Genomic DNA, 17,714 nt, shown 5'->3' with positions numbered 1-17,714 from the left:
GTCGGTGTTCAAAGATTGTTGCTCACAAACTCCAAAAAGATCCTCCAATCTTCCCAAGTCAAGTCATGTTTGCCTTCCCGGATATGGTAGCCAACGGACTCATGATGAACAGGCCCGTTCAGTTCTTCGAATGATTTTTCGAATACAGCCTTTTTTCCATAAATCTCTGCTGCTATACGGCTTCCCAGCTGGATTCCCAAATATTCTCCTTTCGGATCGGCCCATTGGTCGCCACGGGCTGAGGAATAATAGACCGCTCTTGGAGCAATCAATCCAGGCAAGAGATGTTGGTCGAGCGGAAGGGTTTCTTCCTTGCCATTGTACTTGCGGAAGTTATCGGCAAACCAGTGAGGAAATCGGTTATTGATCGCTTCCACGGTCTCTCCATATTTCCGTTTGGAGAGTGCCGCCCCGCCGCAGCCGGATTCGTTGGCGTAGGTGATGGCCCATCGGGGATCATTGGCTGAGGTCCAAAGGGCAGTTTTTCCTGTTCGAGAGTGTCCGACGAGCACAGATCTTTTAGCATCAATCCTCGGATGCTGTTCAAAATAATCCATGGCTCGCATCGCTGCCCAACCCCAAGCGCCGAAGGCTTTCAGACCATCTTTTTTTTCGATTTGCTCGGGATAGAGCGTGGAAATGATTCCGTTTTGGAAGGTCTTGGCATCGTCGGGAGCGACGGTTTCCGCATGGAAAGATGCCGTGGCAAAGCCTCTTTGGATCAGTTCCCGCACCGGCCAAAAGGCCTCGTCCACCAGTTTCCCATCGGGATAAGTTGGGAGGTAATTGATTAGCAGAATGACAGGAAAAGGACCTTTTTGGAATTTGGGAAGGAAAAAATTGATCCGCAGGGTGTGGCTTTTTCCGTTTCTGCTTACGGTAATATTTACTTCCTCCAGGTCTGCTGCTTCTGGGAAGGGATTTGCATTTTCCTTGACCACTTCAAAAGAGATCGCATCAAAGTCTTTGGGCAACTGACCATATACTTCTGACTCAAACAGTCTGAAGATTTCCGGTCTTCTCACCTTTTCCCAATCTTCCACTGAGCGTATTTGCTTTCCTTTTTCACTTACAAAAGGATCAGGCAAGTGGAGCGCAGGAACCTTGCTTTCGTCGTAGTTGGGTTGCGTTTGAGACATGGCGATCAGGGGAATGAAGAGTGCTACGAATAAGTTCAAGATAGTTTTCATGAGAGGACATTGGAGATGTGGAATCGCCTATAGGTAGTTCTAAACTTTCAAATGAAATCGAGTATGAGACAAGCGCCATAAATTGGGTTGATTTTAATCCATGCGAGATTTTATTTGACCATTGAAAATCAATGATGGTTAAATGAAATCAAAAGTGAATTCGATTTGAACCATTGAGAAATTAAGGGGATTTAGAGGAGTTGCTTTTTCGAAAGATGACATTTTCTCAAAAATGTGGCTAACTACAATTCTTAATTCTCTTAATGATCTAAATGGTTTTGAATGAGGAAATTGAAAACCAAATGGTTGGAACTTGTTTACTTGTCGCCAGTAGGAAGATAGGATTTTACCTGGAGAGAAAAGGATTCAGGAGGCATTAAAATTGCCTCCTGAAGAAGTTATTTCGCTTATTTTTTGGATACAAAGGGCTCAAAAGGATAAGTCCTCGGGAGTACATCGATGCCTGAGGTTACCTTCAACGGATGATCTCCGCCATAGGTCAATTCCACAAAGTAGCCCCGATAACCTGTTTCAGGAGTCGTCATATCTACTATTAACTCACCTGAGTCAGGCACAGGAATTTCCTCTGAAGCCCAATTGGGACCGAATACATCAATTCGGAAATCCCTAGCCAAGGGATTGTAGGCAGACCAGAGTTTGATCGCTGCAGGTTTATTGGCAGGGTCGAAGGTGACTTTGATTTGATCGCCTTCCACTTTCCAGCCATAGCTCGGTCTTTTCGCTTGATCGAGAATGGATTTGTAGAATGAAATCAGATTGGGAAGGGCATCGGAGTCTCCCACATCGTGTCCCGAGTTGGGAACATACATCACGTGTTTTTCTCCGGGTAAACTGTCCCAGTAAAATTTCCAGCTGTCCGGTTGGAAAAACTCGTCACCCGCCGCATTGATAATCAGCTTGGGCATGTCGTAGTCCTTGCGGAAAGAATAAGGCTCCGTGATCTCCATCATTCGGTCAAATTCGGGTGTGCCTACCCAGTCCATGACACCCTCGCGGACATAGTCACCCACGGCAGGAGCCCAGAAACCGTAATTTCTCCAATGATGCTGAAAGGATGGAACCAGATTGAGCAGGTCAATGACGACAGGCACGACTGCGATTACCCGGTCATCCGCGGCTGCAGTCGTCCAAGTAGTCCAGCCTCTTTTGGAGGCACCACCCACCACGTAGGTTTTCAAATCCTTGCTGTATTGCTTTTTGACCACATCGGTCACGGCATCCATGGCGAGTTTGGCCGCTTTGGTCATGGGGAGTCTTGCTAGCCAGATCGCATCTTCATCTTTGGCACCTCCTTCGAGAAATTTTCTCCAGCCGTAAGAAATGATCTCATCCTCGTAGCGCTCACCAAAGGTGTCATTGGCAAAAGTGATGGGCTGAAAAGGCACATTGTGGATTTGAGCCACGATGGAATTGGTACGAGTGGCAGCCGCAAGGATCAAGTCATTGGGGCTTTCAGGTAGGTTGGAATTGGTATTGCCTCCGCTGATCCAGAGCATTCCTGTTTCAAACGGGGTATTCTTTGGTACGACCATTGAGATCCAGTGCCACCATTCGGTTTTGTCCACGATATCGGGGCTCAGCCAGTGCTGGGAATACATTTTCAACACATGGTAATCATACTGCTCTCCGGGGACGGAGTGGACGATTTCGTAGCGAAAAGTGCTGTCCGGAGCGTGAACGTAGTCTTTTAAAATGGTGGCAGACCTTGTTTCTACCGGCGCTTGATCAGTAAATGTTTTACAGGAAAAAGTAAAAAGAAGCCCTAAGGCTACTAGAATGCCCAGATGGGAATTCCAAAATGCTTGTTTTTTCATAAAGGAGATTAGTTTGGGTTGATAGAAAGGGACGAATGGTGGATTCAGGCAAAGATTTATTTTTCAAACTCGACGATGTATTCCGACATGTATTTACCCAGGTCAGAATATTTGAAAAACAACCTGGCTTTTTTGCCCAATTTGAGGCTAGTGTTTTTGGCAGCAATATCTTCTGGAGTGTTTAGCGGCTGAAGGGAGGGATACCAAATGACGTGACCGGGTTTTTGAACCAGAAGTTTGGGTGCGGTCCAAGCTTGGGAATTGGCACCTTCGCCCAAGTCACGATGGGGATTGAATGAAATGTAAATTTTGTCCCCTACCCAAGACTGTCCTTCGACATGGCCCATCAACATCACCCAGCATTCGAGGTAGGTATTCCAGCTCACGGATGGCCCCCAGTGAAATCCTCCCTGAGGAGAGGAAGCTGGTCCTCCGCCATTTTCTTTGGAGATCTGAAGTGAAGAGATCGGAGACCCGATTCCATCCCAATCGGCATTGAACCCTTTGCCATCCCATCGTTTGGCCTTGCCTTGAGGATCTTCGAGGTCACTGATTTTGATCCGAGCTACGCTGATGCATTGGCCGGAGGCTTCGGTTTCAGTAGAGTAGGTTTCGGGATTGTATTCCCCAGGATAGCCGTATTCTCCATAAAACAGGTACAAGTAATCATCCACAGCCACGGCGCTTGGGTCACCGACTCCACCGGCAAAGGTCTTGGAGATGTTATGCGGCTTGAGGATCATCCTGGGCTGTTTGTCTTCGAGAAAAAGTCCCTTGTTCTCCCAATTCCAACCTCCGTCGATGGATTTCATCACACCGATTCGAGGCACTGCTGCGGGAGTGATCCGTTCTGTCAGTCCCAAAGGCCAGTTTTGATCGATATAGCCCTCTTCCGTTTGCGGATTAAATGGGAGGGTTTCAGGATAATTTTCATTGTGGTAGATCGCATAGAGGGTTCGACCAGAGGTATCTCTTGAGTCTTGATATACGGTCTCAAACCAGACTGCACCATGAAGGCCGGGTTGGCCCACCGGGGCGTTTTTGGGCATCCTTGGTGCGATATACTTTTCTGAAGGAGTGCTAAAAATCTCATCTGCATTGGCTCCTGAAGCAAATTTCAAGTCGGTGGCATAGCCCCAAACGGGATCTTCTCCATATTTCCCCGGGAAAATCCGCAGGGTGTCACCCACCCAGGCTTCCGCCATGTTGCAGTCCACAAAGTTGTTGAAATGAAATGTGTCGGTAGGTACAAGTCTGAAATTTGGAGTTTTAAAATCAACCGTTGCCACTTCCTCTGTGGAGGAAGGCGACTGGCAGGATGAAGAAGCCAAGCAAAGTGTTATTGATAGTGCCGAGAATCTTGAGAAATAGTTTTTTAGGGTCATCATACGTCCTAGATTTGAAACCGAATAAATCTAAGTAATTATTTATCGTTCACCATCCGGGTTTGGAAAGCTTTCTTTTCAAGTCCAATACCTCTTAGTATGAATAAAATCAATTTGTTAATTCTCCTATTTTTCCTCGGGTTGGGAAAAGTCGGGGCACAAGTCTTGGAGTCGCCTGCCAAGCGACTTTCCATGGAATTTAGCCTTTCCGACAAAGGCCAGCCGCAATACCGTATTAATTTGGATGGCTCGCCAATCATCCTACCAAGTTCCTTGGGCTTTGATCTGAAAAATGACGACATCGATCTGCTGGATGGGTTTCAAGTAACCAAGACAGAAACGTCCTCTTTCGACGAGACTTGGAAGCCGGTATGGGGTGAGGAGAGTCAAATCCGTAACCACTACAACGAGCTGATGGTCGAATTGACCCAAGTGAAAACGGGCAGAAAAATGATCATCCGTTTTCGGGCTTTTGACGAAGGCTTGGGTTTTCGCTATGAGTTTCCGCTGCAGGAAAAGATGGGCTATTTCGTCGTGAAGGAGGAAAAGACGCAGTTTGCCTTGACCGGAGACCATACTGCTTTTTGGATTCCCGGGGATTACGATACCCAAGAGTACGATTTTACCGAATCCAAACTCAGCGAAATCCGTAGCTTGATGAAGTCAGCCATTACTCCCAACGCGTCTCAGACACCTTTTTCGGATACAGGGGTGCAGACTTCCCTGATGATGAAGTCAGCCGATGGGCTTTACATCAATTTGCACGAAGCGGCTTTGATTGATTATCCTGCCATGCACTTGGAGCTGGATGATGAGAAAATGGTCTTCACCTCACATCTGACTCCGGATGCGATCGGAGACAAAGGATATCTCTATACACCTGCCCAGACTCCTTGGAGAACCATCATTGCAGGTAAAAATGCCGGTGAAATTTTGGCTTCCCGAATCACCTACAACCTCAACGAGCCCTCCAAAATCAAAGATCCTTCCTGGATCAAGCCCATGAAATACGTGGGTGTTTGGTGGGAAATGATCACCGGAAAAAGCTCTTGGTCCTACACCAATGATTACAAAGCCATCAAGCTCGGCGAGACAGATTACACCAAAGCTAAACCCAATGGTACACACGGTGCCACTACCGAAAACGTGAAAAAATACATTGACTTTGCGGCCAAACATGGCTTTGACGGAGTATTGGTCGAAGGCTGGAATGTGGGCTGGGAAGACTGGTTTGGCAACTCCAAGGACTATGTCTTTGACTTTTTGACGCCGTACCCGGACTTTGACCTGAAGGGTATTTCTGCTTACGCAAAAGAAAAGGGAGTACAGATGATCATGCACCACGAAACCTCTTCTTCTGCCCGCAACTACGAGCGACACCTAGACAAAGCCTATCAGCTCATGAAAGACTACGGTTATCCCGCAGTGAAAAGCGGTTACGTCGGTGACATGCTTCCAAGAGGCGAATACCACTACAGCCAATGGTTGGCCAATCACTACCAATACGCCATCGAAAAAGCAGCTGAATACCAACTCATGGTCAATGCCCATGAGGCGGTGCGTCCGACAGGTGTGGGCCGTACTTGGCCAAACCTGATCGCGAATGAATCAGCAAGAGGTACCGAATACCAAGCGTTTGGAGGTTCCAAGGCCAATCACGTGACCATCCTGCCCTTCACCCGACAGATCGGTGGACCGATGGATTATACGCCCGGTGTTTTTGAGATGGATGTACACAATGGCAGCCATGTCAACAGCACCTTGGCTAATCAGTTGGCGCTCTATGTCACGATGTATTCACCACTCCAGATGGCTGCGGATTTTCCGGAAAACTATGACCGCTTCCCGGATGCTTTTCAGTTTATCAAGGATGTGGCCTTGGACTGGGAAAAGAGTCTGTACCTAGAAGCTGAGCCCGGCTACTTTTTGACCATTGCCAGAAAGGCAAAAGGTACGGGAGAGTGGTTTGTGGGAAATGTCAATGGCATGGAGGGAAGAACCGGTCAGGTAACGTTAGATTTCCTCGATTCAGGGAAAATGTACATCGCCGAGATCTATGCGGACAAAGCTGATGCCCACTTCAAAACCAATCCTCAAGCCTACGAAATCCGAAAAGTAGTAGTCGATGCCAAATCTGTGTTGAAGCAGTTTTCCGCACCCGGAGGAGGTTATGCCATCCGAATCCGGGAAGCAAGCAAAGAGGAATTAAAAGGATTGAAGAAATTGAAGTAAATGTGAGAAGGCGGCAGCGATGTCGCCTTTTTTATTTCTTCCAGTCCACAACTTGGAAAACAATCTCCTGATAATTATCCCGCTCGTAGAGGATGCCTATCGAGGAGTCACTGAGCTTGACCAAATCAGAATAGGCTGTCCAAGCTTGTTTTTTGGGGTCGTCGGTGCGGTCTATTAAGATGGATTTTGACCAAGTCTTGCCTTCGTCAAAGCTAAGTTTGATCGTTAAATTATTTCGATGCTGTTCATCAGCAGCATTTGAGTGTGCCAGAATGGTTTTCCCATCCTTTTCTCCTAAATCCAAAATTGAAGCTTGGTTTACAGGGTCAGGAAGTTGAGGATCGAAGTATTGCTCGTCCCAGGTTTTTCCACCATCCGAAGAGTAGGCAAGAATCCGCTGGCGAATGTCGCCTTTTTGGTTTCGGATGCTCATGATCATTCGTCCGTTTGTGAGTTCGGCAGCGATGGATTCATTGCTCCCTGGAAATTGGATGGACTCGGAAATGCCAAAGCTATTTCCATGGTCATCGGTAAAAAATCCATGAGCTTGATATTCTGCAAACTGATCTTGAGGCGGTCCCGCAGAGTGATTTGCTGCCACGAAAATCCGTCCTGCATAAGGTCCTTTTTGAAACTGGAAAGCATGGCCCGGTGTATTGGCGTAGCTTCGCCAGTCTTCTTTGAAAGCGTAGGAAGGATTGAAAGTAGGATGATTGGGTCGGTGAACCTGCCTGGTAATGTTTTCGGGCGCGGACCAGCTTTTTCCCAAGTCATAGGACTTAATCTGCCAGATTTCACGAACTCCTTTATTCATTCTGATATCGTATTCGTGATTATTTCCAGTGTTATAAAACAGAAAGATCACTCCCTGAGCATGTTTTGGGTCAAAAAGGTCCACCACCGGTGCAGGATTCCCCGCCTGTAGGGTGTCGTAATCGACTAAGGTCTGGATACTTGACCAAGTTTTTCCCTGATCTGCACTCCGCTTCATCACCAGATTAACATCTCCATAGTCATCACTCCCGTTGACTCGGCCTTCCGCAAAAGCCAAAAGTTCTCCATTGGGAAGGGAAATGATGGCAGGAATCCGGTAGATGGCATGCCCTTCTTTTCCTCTTTGAAAAACCATGGCTCGCTCCTGGGCTTGGCAAAGGAGAGGTATCAAGAAAGTGAGCAAAAAGCCGAGTAGACGATTCATGATAGGGTTATTTTTCTTGGAAACTACACGAATTGACCATAAAAACCAATTTGAAAAGTCAGTAGCGGAGGCTGTAACCAAACAGCATTTGTTTCATTTTTTGATGGAGAAAAATAGCCCAAAGCACAAGTTCCAATCGATGAGGAGATTGCGAAAGCCAACTTTGGCCAGCAAAAAAGGTTTTGAAAAATTAATTAGAAAAAGTCTAAATAAAGATTGCGTAGTTTGAGATTGCGCTTTAAGTTTGCATCGTTATTTAAACTAAGTCTAGATAAAGATGAGAATGTACTTCCTATTGATGAGTTTGTTCCTGATGCTTTCAGTGCCTGGATTTGCTCAAAAGAATGTGTTGAAAGGGAAAATTGTAGATGAAAACCAACTGCCGGTTCAAGGTGCATCGGTGGCGCTGGTAGGTACAGTGAGAGGCGTACAGTCTGATCTAAAGGGGAACTATGAATTGAAGGATTTCCCAAAAGGAACATATAAACTGCAAATCAGTCTGGTCGGCTTTGAGACTTTGGTGCAGGAGTTTTTTATCGAATCTGAGGAATCTAAGGAATTGAATTTCATCATGAAAGAGCAAGCCTACATGCTGGATGAATTTCGATTGTCAGCCAGCAGGGGAATAGCCGGTCATAGCCACTTGGCAGAAGTAGAGGATTTTCGGATCAACGCTGGCAAAAAGAACGAGGTGATCAAAATCTCTGAACTTAATGCAAACTTGGCTATGAATAACAGCCGTCAGATTTTTGCGAAGACGCCGGGAATCACAATCTGGGAAAATGATGGTTCTGGAATCCAGCTAGGTGTTGCTTCAAGAGGGTTGAGCCCAAATCGCTCTTGGGAATTCAATGTGCGAATGAATGGCTACGACATCACGCCTGATCCAATGGGTTATCCTGAGGCGTATTTTACACCTCCGATGGAAGTGGTCGAGCAGATCGAAATTGTCAGAGGAGCCTCTTCGCTTCAGTATGGTTCTCAGTTTGGAGGCTTGATGAACTTTGTGATCAGACGACCTGACAAGTCCACCCGATTTACTGCGGAGACCATCAATACCGTAGGAAGCAATGGCCTTTTCAGCTCCTTTAATTATGTGGGAGGTACCGAAGGTAAATGGAACTACGCGGCTTATTACCAAAAAAGAGTAGGTAATGGCTGGAGAGAAAACGGCTATTTCAATACCGATCATGCACACATGGAGGTCAACTATGCCGCAAGCAATAGGCTGAAACTGGGAATGGAAATGACTTACATGACCACAGAAAGTCAACAACCTGGAGGTTTGACTGATGCCCAGTTTGCAGAAGACTCGCGTCAAAGTACACGTGCCAGAAACTGGTTTAGTACACCTTGGTTTATTCCATCTTTCTCGGCAGAATACTTGGTGTCTCCAAAGACCAAACTGAGCTGGAAAGCTTTCGGAACCTTTGCCGAGCGAAACAGTGTCGGCTTCATGAGACCGATCAATGTGGAAGATGACTTGGGCAATCGTCAAGTAGATAGAGACTATTACACGACGTATGGTTCTGAAATCAGATTGAGTTCTTCTTATCAGCTATTTGGAAAAGAGCAGACTCTAGTATCCGGACTTCGTTATTTCAATGGGCACATCGATCGCAAGCAGTTGGGTGTGGGTACTTCAGGTAGAGATATGGATTTTTCTGTAGCAGCAGGGGATTACCGAAGAGACCTGGATTTCTCCAACATCAACTTGGCGGCATTTGTCGAAAATGTGTTCCGATTCTCGGATAAATTTTTGGTTACCGGTGGAGTTCGTGTGGAAAATATTCGATCCATCATGGAAGGCCAATTCAACATCGTCAATGGTAATCCACAGCTGTTGGATCAAATCAGCAGGACGCGTTCTTTCGCGATTTTTGGAGTGGGGGCAGAATACCACGTAACCAAGAATTCGGAGTTTTATGCCAACTTCTCTCAGGCGTACAGACCTGTGCTGATCTCTGACTTGACACCTCCGGCAACTACGGATGTGATTGATGAAAATCTCAGCGATTCCAGAGGACATAACATTGATTTTGGATACCGAGGCAGCCTGGCTTCCTACTTGAAGTTTGACTTGGGCTACTTCCACCTCAATTATGCCGATCGTATAGGAACTATCGCTCAGGCAAGACCTGATGGCAGCATTTACCAGTTCCGCACCAATTTGGGAAATTCTGTGAGCAGAGGATTTGAGGGGTACATCGAATTTGACCCAGTGACCGCTTTCTTCGGAAGTTCCAATGTGGGATATGTGCATCTATTTACCTCTTTGGCCTTTATCGATGCCACTTACGGCGACTTTGAGGTGACCTCGGTCAGCAATGGTCAGATCACCACCAGAAACCTAAAGGGTAACCAAGTAGAAAATGCACCAAGAAAGATCAATCGCTATGGAGCGACGTACAACTTGGGTAAATTCTCCATGACTTGGCAGATGAGTGATATCGGGAAAGCCTATTCGGATGCTTCCAACACGGAAGTTGCCAATGCAGCAGCGACAGTAGGTGCAATACCTGCCTACCGGGTACAGGATCTTTCTGCCAGCTGGAATATCTGGAAACAGCACTCTCTGAAGGCAGGAGTAAACAATCTGACCGATGAGCGCTACTTCACCCGAAGAGCGGGTGGATACCCTGGGCCGGGAATCATGCCAGCGGATGGACGTACGTTCTACATGACCTTTGCGCTGAAGTTTTAATTCTAGGTCATACTAGATCAAAGCCAGTCCTGAGTTTCGGGACTGGTTTTTTTATGCCATTAGCTGATATTTTAATTTGTAGCTCCTTATTTTATGAGATCGAAATACCTTTTGAGCACGTACTCAGGCTGCCACTGATCGGGTTTTCTGACCAAGGTATCGGGATTATAGGCGAGCGGTTTTAGGTTTTTTGCGGTGTATGAAACTGTGTCTCCGAAAGAAAGCTGGCTTTTTCCCAGCAGATCGATCAGTTCTTTTTTCTTGTTGGAATAGGTCATGTCCTCGGCAAGGTTTTTAATCTCGTGCGGGTCATTAGACAAGTCAAAAAGTTGGGTAAAATCTCGTTCCGGATATCGAATCAACTTCCAGTTTTCTTTTCTGACTGACCTTACGGTATGGCGATAGGCATTAAACATGACTTCACGAATTTGCTTTTGGTCTCCTCGGATGACTGGAACCAGACTTTTTCCATCCAAATCTTCACGCTTGGGTAGCCCAGCCAATTCTGCCAACGTGGGGTAGATGTCATGGATGTAGGCAAAGGCATCGAAACTTTTGTCTTTAGGAATCCCCGGTCCTTGAATAATCAAGGGGACTTTGATGCTGTGTTCGTAGAGGGATTGCTTGCCCAGAAGCCCATGACTTCCTGCCGCCAGCCCATTATCAGCGGCATAGACTATGATGGTATTTTCAAATCGCCCTGTCTCTTTAAGTGCGGTGATGATCTTGGAGATTTGGGAGTCGAGATGCGAGATCATCCCATAGTAATCCGACAATAGCATTTGAATCACCTCCGGTTTTCTGGGCCATCCGGTGAGGTTTTCATCTCGGACAGTCAACTGGTCAAATTGGAATGGATGAAGTGGGAGGTAGTTGGGAGGCAAAGGAATACTTCCATCAGGATACTTTCCGATAAATTCTGGTTTGGGTGAGTACGGGTCATGAGGAACCGTAAATGCTACATAACAAAAGAAGGGATTGGTCGCGCCTTCTTGGGATTTGATAAAGTCTATCGCGCTTTGGGTAAAAATTTCTGTGGAGTAGCCCTTTATTTCTGGCTCTCCAAGTCTACCCAACGAATCGTAATCTTGAACAGCTATGGCGTAGTGGTCGGCCATTCCACCCAGGTACACCGTTTTCCCTTGTTGAAAACTCGCCTCGAAGGCTTCTTTTTCATTATGCCATTTGCCTGTTCCAAAGGTGGTATATCCCGCTTTGGCAAAATCCATCGTCATGGTCTCAAGACCTTGAAGTCGGTCGTAAACATTGAAAAGTTGCCTTCCGCTGAATAGCATCGCACGACTAGCCATGCAAATGGCACCATGATGACCTCCCATGACGTAGGCGTTGGTAAATCGAACTCCCTCGTTAGCCAATTGATCGATGGTTGGAGTGCGGAGGATGGTATTTCCAGCAATTCCCAAAGCATCCGCCCGCTGATCATCAGCAAAAAGGAAAAGAATGTTGGGCTGGATAGGTTCTTTTTCTTGGCAAGACCAAGCTAAAAGGGCCAATAAAAACAAGAAGTAATTCTTCATGTAAGAGCTTTTTGAAGGAAAGAGAATTTTAACATACTAAACTTCCTTCATTTCAGTAGGTAGATTGGTCAAAAAGGCTGGTCGAATTTCTTTTTATCCGATAAAAATCTTGGAATCAGTTTTTTCTTTGGTAGGTAAGTTGGTGAAGATCGAAAATTCCGTTTGTCAACTTTTCTTTGGAGTTGATTAGAGAGGTGCCTTTATTGAAAGATTAATTCGGCCCATTATGACCAAATCTTCTCTTTGCATTGGACTTTTGATCGTCTTATCCTTTCTGATTTCCTGTAAGTCTGCAGATGAAAAGACTACTTCCCCTCCCAACATTATTTTCATCATGTCCGATGATCATGCCTATCAAGCGATCTCGGCTTACAGCAATCACCTGATCGAGACGCCCAATATCGACCGGATTGCTAAGATGGGGATGCTGTTTACCAATGCCACGGTGACCAATTCCATCTGTGCGCCCAGTCGTGCGACGATTTTGACAGGTAAGCACAGCCATTTAAATGGGAAAATTGACAATGATTTTCCATTCGATACCACCAACGTGACTTTTCCTCAGCTTTTCCAAAAAGCCGGTTATCAGACAGCCATGTTTGGCAAACTGCACTTTGGAAACAATCCCAAGGGTTTTGATCAATTCAAGATTTTACCGGGTCAAGGGGCCTATTACAATCCTGATTTTATCACCAAGAACGAAGGGAATATCAAAGTCGAAGGCTATGTCACCGACATCATCACGGACATGACCTTGGATTGGCTGCAAAATGAGCGGAAGAAGGATCAGCCTTTTTTGCTGTTCTACCTTCACAAAGCACCCCACCGCGAGTGGCTTCCGGCAGAAAGACATATAGCCGATTTTTCAAAAAGGACTTTTCCTGAGCCTGCCACGCTTTTTGACGATTATTCGGGTCGCGGTCGGGCGGCCAAAGAGGCTGAGATGAACCTTCTGAAGCACATGAACTGGGCGGGTGATTCCAAAATTTACCCTGAAGTCATGGACGAATTAGGGATCCCAGATGCATCCGGTTGGGATAAAGGCGCATTTAATCGGGAAGTAGGACGCTTAAATCCAGCTCAGCGTGCTAATTGGGATGGCGTCTATGGTCCGATGAACGAGGAGTTCAAAAAGGCATTTCCGAACATGACCGAAAAGGAAAAAATGCAGTGGCGCTATCAGCGCTACATGCAGGATTACTTGGGGACAATTCAGGCCGTGGATGAAAATGTGGGCAGGGTTCTCGATTATTTGGAGCAAAATAACCTGATGGAAAATACCATCATTGTGTATACGTCCGATCAGGGATTTTACCTGGGAGAGCATGGATGGTTTGACAAGCGATTTGTCTATGATGAAAGCTTCAAAACCCCGCTTTTGGTGGCTTGGCCGGGCAAGGTAAAGGCGGGAAGTAAGACCAATGAAATGGTGCAGAACTTGGATTTTGCCCAGACCTTTCTGGAGGCAGCCGGCATCCCAGCACCGGCAGACATGCAGGGAGAAAGTCTGGTTCCACTCCTTACAGGCAATACTGAAAAATGGACTCGGGATGCGGTGTATTACCACTATTACGAGTACCCCTCCGTGCACATGGTGAAGCGACACTATGCCATCGTGACCAAAGAATACAAGCTGACGAATTACTATTTTGACACAGACGAATGGGAACTGATCGATCGTATCAAGGATCCTCAGGAACTTAAAAACGTGTACGATGATCCTGCCTACGCCGAAATCAAAGCGGAATTGCATCGCAAACTTGAGGGCTTGAGGGAGAAATATGGGGATAGCAAAGAGCTTTCGCAAAGCTATATTGATCGATATCTGGATCGATTGGAGCAAAATCAGCAGTTTGGTGGAGCCAATAAAGAGGTGACTAAACAGATCTTGGAAAACAGGAAAAAGTCTAATTAAAGGACTTCTTATATTCCTAAAAAAATCAAACCATGGTGTATCGAATTTTATTCTCGGTCATAGGGCTTTTCGCCTTTTCCTTTACCGCTTGGACACAGCCAAGCCCGAAATCTGACCGGCCCAATATCATCTTTATCATGTCCGATGACCATGCCTATCAAGCTATTTCGGCTTACGATAACAAACTCATCGAGACTCCAAATATTGATCGAATCGCCAAAATGGGAATGCTTTTCACCCAAGCATCGGTGACCAATTCGATCTGTGCACCGAGTCGGGCTACAATTTTGACAGGAAAGCATTCACACTTGAATGGGAAAATTGATAACCATTTTCCCTTTGATACAACCAATGTGACTTTTCCTCAACTCTTGCAAAAGTCAGGATATCAGACAGCCATGTTTGGCAAGCTTCATTTTGGTAACAATCCCAAAGGCTTTGACCAGTTTAAGATTTTGCCGGGCCAGGGATCGTACTATAACCCTGAGTTTATCACCAAAAATGAGGGTAACATTAAAGTAGAAGGCTATGTCACCGATATCGTGACCGATATGACCTTAGACTGGCTACAGAAAGAGCGAAAGGCTGATCAGCCTTTTATGCTGATGTACCTTCACAAGTCTCCGCATCGACCTTGGCTGATGGCAGAGCGACACATGGAGGAGTTTACCAATCGTACTTTTCCGGAGCCGGAGACTCTTTTTGATGATTATTCTGGCCGTACTTCACCTGCCAAAGAAGCGGAAATGAACATCCTCAAAGACATGGGGTGGTCGGGAGATAATAAGCTGAGTCCTACTATTCTGAAGAAATTGGGCATTGCCGATGTAGGTGGGTATGATTCGATAAGGTATAAAAGCGAATTTGCTCGATTTACTCCTTCTCAAGCCGCAACCTTTCGAAAATACTATGGACCGATCGAGGAGGAATTTGTAAAAAAATTTCCCACGATGACCGACCCAGACAAGATGCGCTGGAAATATCAGCGCTACATGCAAGACTATTTGGGTACGATCCAAGCCGTTGATGAAAATGTAGGAAGACTCCTGGACTATCTCGAGGCGAATAATCTGATGGCAAATACGATCATCGTGTATACCTCTGACCAAGGATTTTACCTGGGAGAGCATGGCTGGTACGATAAGCGTTTTATCTACGATGAATCATTCAAGACCCCGCTTTTGGTGGCCTGGCCCGGAAAAACTCAGCCTGGAACTCGCTCCGAGGCTTTGGTTCAGAACTTGGATTTTGCGCAGACTTTTTTGGAGGCTGCTGGGGTTGCAGCACCTGCTGATATGCAAGGGGAGAGTTTAATTCCGCTTTTGACAGGCAATACTGAAAAATGGAAAAGAGATGCGGTCTATTACCATTACTATGAATACCCGGCCGAACACATGGTTAATCGGCATTATGCCATTGTGACCAAAGAGTATAAGCTTATACATTATTATTTTGTGGAAGATCAGTGGGAGTTGATCGACCGCATCAAAGATCCCCAGGAGCTTAAAAATGTCTACAATGATCCGGCCTATGCTACAGTGAAAAGAGACCTTCACGCCCGATTAGAATCACTTCGGGTGAAATACAAAGACAGTTCGCAAATTAGCCAAGGCTACATTGACAGATTGCTCGACGATGCAGCCAAAGGGAAGGTTTGGGGAGTAAGTAAAGAGCGGGTGGATGATATTCGGGAAAGAAGAAAGAAAATTGAACAACAGAATTAAACCCTGAAGATGTATTTCCTTCAGTCAATTTTTGTCCCTATGGCACAAGGGCAAGCGTTCAAAATGAAAGAAACCAAGGTTTTAACAAAATAGAAATAACAATTCTCCGGTGAACCTATTTGTGGGGATAAGATTCAGCAAAGCGATTGATTTTGAAGCACTTTGTACACACACTAGTGAGTCTTGAAATTAAGGGATTAAAGCAGTTAAGGGCATGAAAAAACCTAGATTCATTTCCTTTTTGTAATCGGGAAATGGACCTAGGTTAACCTACTTCGCAGAACTCTTCTCCTTTAATTTTTTCTTGTTTTTTTCATGATCAAATCATCGATAAACAGAAAGCATTTTGACTTTTCGATGATCAACTGGTGCAGAAATACAAAGTACTCTGCCAAACTGTTTTTTTCTAACTCGTCCGCTTTTTCCACCATAGTCAGCAAATTTCCCAATCGAGCATCGATGGAGGCTTGCTGTACTTGGTTGAAGGAATACTCGGATACCTTGAGCCGGGTCTCAGTGATGAAATCTCTCACATCACTTTGGTGATAACTAGGTTTGAACTCGTCCATGGGTAATCTGTCACTTAGAGACTTTTGGGGTAATGGTTTGCCTTCAGAAATACTCGGATTTAAAGGGTGGGCGATAAATTTCGAGGGCTCTGAAATGCGGTCTGTTGGGTGATCAAATATCCTAAATAAGATTCATGCAAAAATACCCACTACTGGGTATTTTTATCCTTTTAAGCCATTTTATTTATGAAAAATTACATTTTGCTTCTAAAAATTGGATTTTAGTCGAAAAATGAGTTAAAAACTGTTCAATTTTTAGATAAGAGGTCAATTTTCGATTTAAATAAATTAAAAAAATAAGATTTAATTGTCAATTCCTAGAGAAGTAAGCTGCGAAAGGCGAGTTTCTCCCTTAATTACTTCGACCGCTAGGTGTTTGATGCTCTTAAAGGTAAGCATGTGATCCATTTCCTTTCTTACTTTGACTACTTCGAAATGAAGGGGACATGGATTTTTTTCGGAGCATTTTGGCAGCCCAAGGCTGCAACCTGAAAATAAATGGTCTCCATCCACCGCTTTGATTACATCTTTCAACGTCACCTGGGCATGTGTTTCGTCTACAAAAAAACCTCCTGTTGGACCTTTAAAAGAACCAATCACTTTTGCCCGCACCAAAGTCTGGAGGATTTTGGCGGTGAAGGCTTCAGGTGCATCGATTTTTGCTCCAATTTCTTTAGCTCCTACTTTCCTGTCCTCCAAACTTTGGGTCCAAATGTAGATGACAGCCTTGATTGCATATTTGGTAGCTTGTGAAAACATGTTGGATAAATTTGTCCGAAATATAAGTTGCTCATGGCAAATCAAAAAAGCCGGATGCTACATATAACCGGCCTTTTCAAAGAAAAACCATAACAACCTTGTATAACCCGAAAAATTATTTTGGCAAAAGGACTTGGTCTATCACATGAATAATACCATTGGATGCCGGTACTGTAGCGATGATTTTAGCGCCATTGATGGTGACTATGCCGTCAGCTGATACGGCAATGGAGACCGACCTGCCGTCGGCCGTTCCGAGATTTCTTTCATTGACAAAGTCACCAGGCTTATATACACCCAATAGCACATGATACTCTAGGATGTCCCTGAGATTTCGCTGATTTTCGGGTTTGACCAGATTTTCTACAGTACCAGCAGGCAAGGCATCAAAAGCTGCGTTGGTAGGAGCAAATACCGTGAATGGTCCCACATTGGTCAAAGCGTCCACATAATTTGCTGCTTTCAAAGCAGCCACCAGTGTACTGTGGTCTGCAGAGCCAAGGGCTACTTGTACCACGTTGGGGTTAGACATATCATCCTGCACCGCAGACTGTCCCGGTCCCGGGGCAGTTTCTTCTGTAGTGCTTTCTGTAGCCTGACCGCCGCAGGAGCAGACGGCCAGAATCAGATGGAAAACGGGGAGATAAAACAACTTTTTCATAGTG

12 protein-coding genes are annotated in these 17,714 nt (G+C 45.5%); 4 read left to right on the top strand and 8 right to left on the bottom strand.

From position 1 onward, the window contains the following. Window positions 1-8: 8 nt before the first annotated feature. The 3 genes from ACFPIK_RS10285 to ACFPIK_RS10275 all read right to left on the bottom strand — a co-directional run bounded on the left by ACFPIK_RS10285 (window position 9) and on the right by ACFPIK_RS10275 (window position 4,413). Entirely contained in the window at window positions 9-1,190 is a 1,182-nt protein-coding gene (locus ACFPIK_RS10285; protein WP_377914902.1) for a glucuronyl esterase domain-containing protein, read from the bottom strand. A gap of 407 nt (window positions 1,191-1,597) precedes the next feature. Beyond that, the gene (locus ACFPIK_RS10280) at window positions 1,598-3,025 is read right to left on the bottom strand and encodes a PhoPQ-activated pathogenicity-related family protein (RefSeq protein ID WP_377914900.1); all 1,428 of its coding nucleotides are present in this window, start codon (window positions 3,023-3,025) and stop codon (window positions 1,598-1,600) included. Window positions 3,026-3,081: 56 nt separating this feature from the next. Beyond that, a complete protein-coding gene (locus tag ACFPIK_RS10275) occupies window positions 3,082-4,413 on the bottom strand; it encodes a hypothetical protein (RefSeq protein ID WP_377914898.1) in 1,332 nt (443 codons plus the stop codon). Window positions 4,414-4,509: 96 nt separating this feature from the next. On the opposite strand from ACFPIK_RS10275, the gene ACFPIK_RS10270 reads away from it, so the two are divergent. Further along, entirely contained in the window at window positions 4,510-6,642 is a 2,133-nt protein-coding gene (locus tag ACFPIK_RS10270) for a glycoside hydrolase family 97 protein (RefSeq protein WP_377914897.1), read from the top strand. 31 nt (window positions 6,643-6,673) lie between these two features. On the opposite strand, the gene ACFPIK_RS10265 is transcribed toward ACFPIK_RS10270, so the two are convergent. Then, complete coding sequence (locus tag ACFPIK_RS10265) at window positions 6,674-7,840, bottom strand: sialidase family protein (RefSeq protein WP_377914895.1); 1,167 nt, start codon at window positions 7,838-7,840, stop codon at window positions 6,674-6,676. A gap of 277 nt (window positions 7,841-8,117) precedes the next feature. Between ACFPIK_RS10265 and ACFPIK_RS10260 the strand changes: the two genes are divergently transcribed. Beyond that, complete coding sequence (locus ACFPIK_RS10260) at window positions 8,118-10,544, top strand: TonB-dependent receptor domain-containing protein (protein WP_377914893.1); 2,427 nt, start codon at window positions 8,118-8,120, stop codon at window positions 10,542-10,544. A gap of 86 nt (window positions 10,545-10,630) precedes the next feature. On the opposite strand, the gene ACFPIK_RS10255 is transcribed toward ACFPIK_RS10260, so the two are convergent. Then, window positions 10,631-12,082, bottom strand: coding sequence for a sulfatase-like hydrolase/transferase (locus tag ACFPIK_RS10255; protein ID WP_377914891.1), 1,452 nt, complete (start codon window positions 12,080-12,082; stop codon window positions 10,631-10,633). Between the two features lie 226 nt (window positions 12,083-12,308). Between ACFPIK_RS10255 and ACFPIK_RS10250 the strand changes: the two genes are divergently transcribed. Both ACFPIK_RS10250 and ACFPIK_RS10245 read left to right on the top strand, forming a co-directional pair. After that, window positions 12,309-13,997 carry a sulfatase family protein gene (locus ACFPIK_RS10250; RefSeq protein ID WP_377914889.1) on the top strand — a complete coding sequence of 563 codons (1,689 nt, stop codon included), beginning with the start codon at window positions 12,309-12,311 and terminating at the stop codon, window positions 13,995-13,997. Between the two features lie 32 nt (window positions 13,998-14,029). Then, window positions 14,030-15,721 carry a sulfatase family protein gene (locus ACFPIK_RS10245; protein WP_377914887.1) on the top strand — a complete coding sequence of 564 codons (1,692 nt, stop codon included), beginning with the start codon at window positions 14,030-14,032 and terminating at the stop codon, window positions 15,719-15,721. A 293-nt stretch (window positions 15,722-16,014) separates the two neighbouring features. On the opposite strand, the gene ACFPIK_RS10240 is transcribed toward ACFPIK_RS10245, so the two are convergent. The 3 genes from ACFPIK_RS10240 to ACFPIK_RS10230 all read right to left on the bottom strand — a co-directional run bounded on the left by ACFPIK_RS10240 (window position 16,015) and on the right by ACFPIK_RS10230 (window position 17,710). Further along, on the bottom strand, window positions 16,015-16,290 hold the full coding sequence (locus tag ACFPIK_RS10240) for a hypothetical protein (RefSeq protein WP_377914886.1): 276 nt from the start codon (window positions 16,288-16,290) through the stop codon (window positions 16,015-16,017). A 303-nt stretch (window positions 16,291-16,593) separates the two neighbouring features. Next, the gene (locus tag ACFPIK_RS10235; protein ID WP_377914884.1) at window positions 16,594-17,049 is read right to left on the bottom strand and encodes an RrF2 family transcriptional regulator; all 456 of its coding nucleotides are present in this window, start codon (window positions 17,047-17,049) and stop codon (window positions 16,594-16,596) included. A gap of 115 nt (window positions 17,050-17,164) precedes the next feature. After that, the gene (locus ACFPIK_RS10230) at window positions 17,165-17,710 is read right to left on the bottom strand and encodes a fasciclin domain-containing protein (RefSeq protein ID WP_377914882.1); all 546 of its coding nucleotides are present in this window, start codon (window positions 17,708-17,710) and stop codon (window positions 17,165-17,167) included. Window positions 17,711-17,714 lie beyond the last annotated feature (4 nt).

Origin of the sequence: Algoriphagus aquatilis (assembly GCF_042657405.1) — a bacterium.
GTDB classification, from domain to species: Bacteria; Bacteroidota; Bacteroidia; order Cytophagales; family Cyclobacteriaceae; genus Algoriphagus; species Algoriphagus aquatilis.
Note: the sequence above shows the minus strand (reverse complement) of the source record. Positions and strands in the feature narration are given on the sequence as shown.

Bases quoted from the DNA above. Each gene is read 5' to 3' on its own strand.
- ACFPIK_RS10285 (WP_377914902.1), bottom strand. From the start codon at position 1,190: ATGAAAACTATCTTGAACTTATTCGTAGCACTCTTCATTCCCCTGATC.
- ACFPIK_RS10280 (WP_377914900.1), bottom strand. From the start codon at position 3,025: ATGAAAAAACAAGCATTTTGGAATTCCCATCTGGGCATTCTAGTAGCC.
- ACFPIK_RS10275 (WP_377914898.1), bottom strand. From the start codon at position 4,413: ATGATGACCCTAAAAAACTATTTCTCAAGATTCTCGGCACTATCAATA.
- ACFPIK_RS10270 (WP_377914897.1), top strand. From the start codon at position 4,510: ATGAATAAAATCAATTTGTTAATTCTCCTATTTTTCCTCGGGTTGGGA.
- ACFPIK_RS10265 (WP_377914895.1), bottom strand. From the start codon at position 7,840: ATGAATCGTCTACTCGGCTTTTTGCTCACTTTCTTGATACCTCTCCTT.
- ACFPIK_RS10260 (WP_377914893.1), top strand. From the start codon at position 8,118: ATGAGAATGTACTTCCTATTGATGAGTTTGTTCCTGATGCTTTCAGTG.
- ACFPIK_RS10255 (WP_377914891.1), bottom strand. From the start codon at position 12,082: ATGAAGAATTACTTCTTGTTTTTATTGGCCCTTTTAGCTTGGTCTTGC.
- ACFPIK_RS10250 (WP_377914889.1), top strand. From the start codon at position 12,309: ATGACCAAATCTTCTCTTTGCATTGGACTTTTGATCGTCTTATCCTTT.
- ACFPIK_RS10245 (WP_377914887.1), top strand. From the start codon at position 14,030: ATGGTGTATCGAATTTTATTCTCGGTCATAGGGCTTTTCGCCTTTTCC.
- ACFPIK_RS10240 (WP_377914886.1), bottom strand. From the start codon at position 16,290: ATGGACGAGTTCAAACCTAGTTATCACCAAAGTGATGTGAGAGATTTC.
- ACFPIK_RS10235 (WP_377914884.1), bottom strand. From the start codon at position 17,049: ATGTTTTCACAAGCTACCAAATATGCAATCAAGGCTGTCATCTACATT.
- ACFPIK_RS10230 (WP_377914882.1), bottom strand. From the start codon at position 17,710: ATGAAAAAGTTGTTTTATCTCCCCGTTTTCCATCTGATTCTGGCCGTC.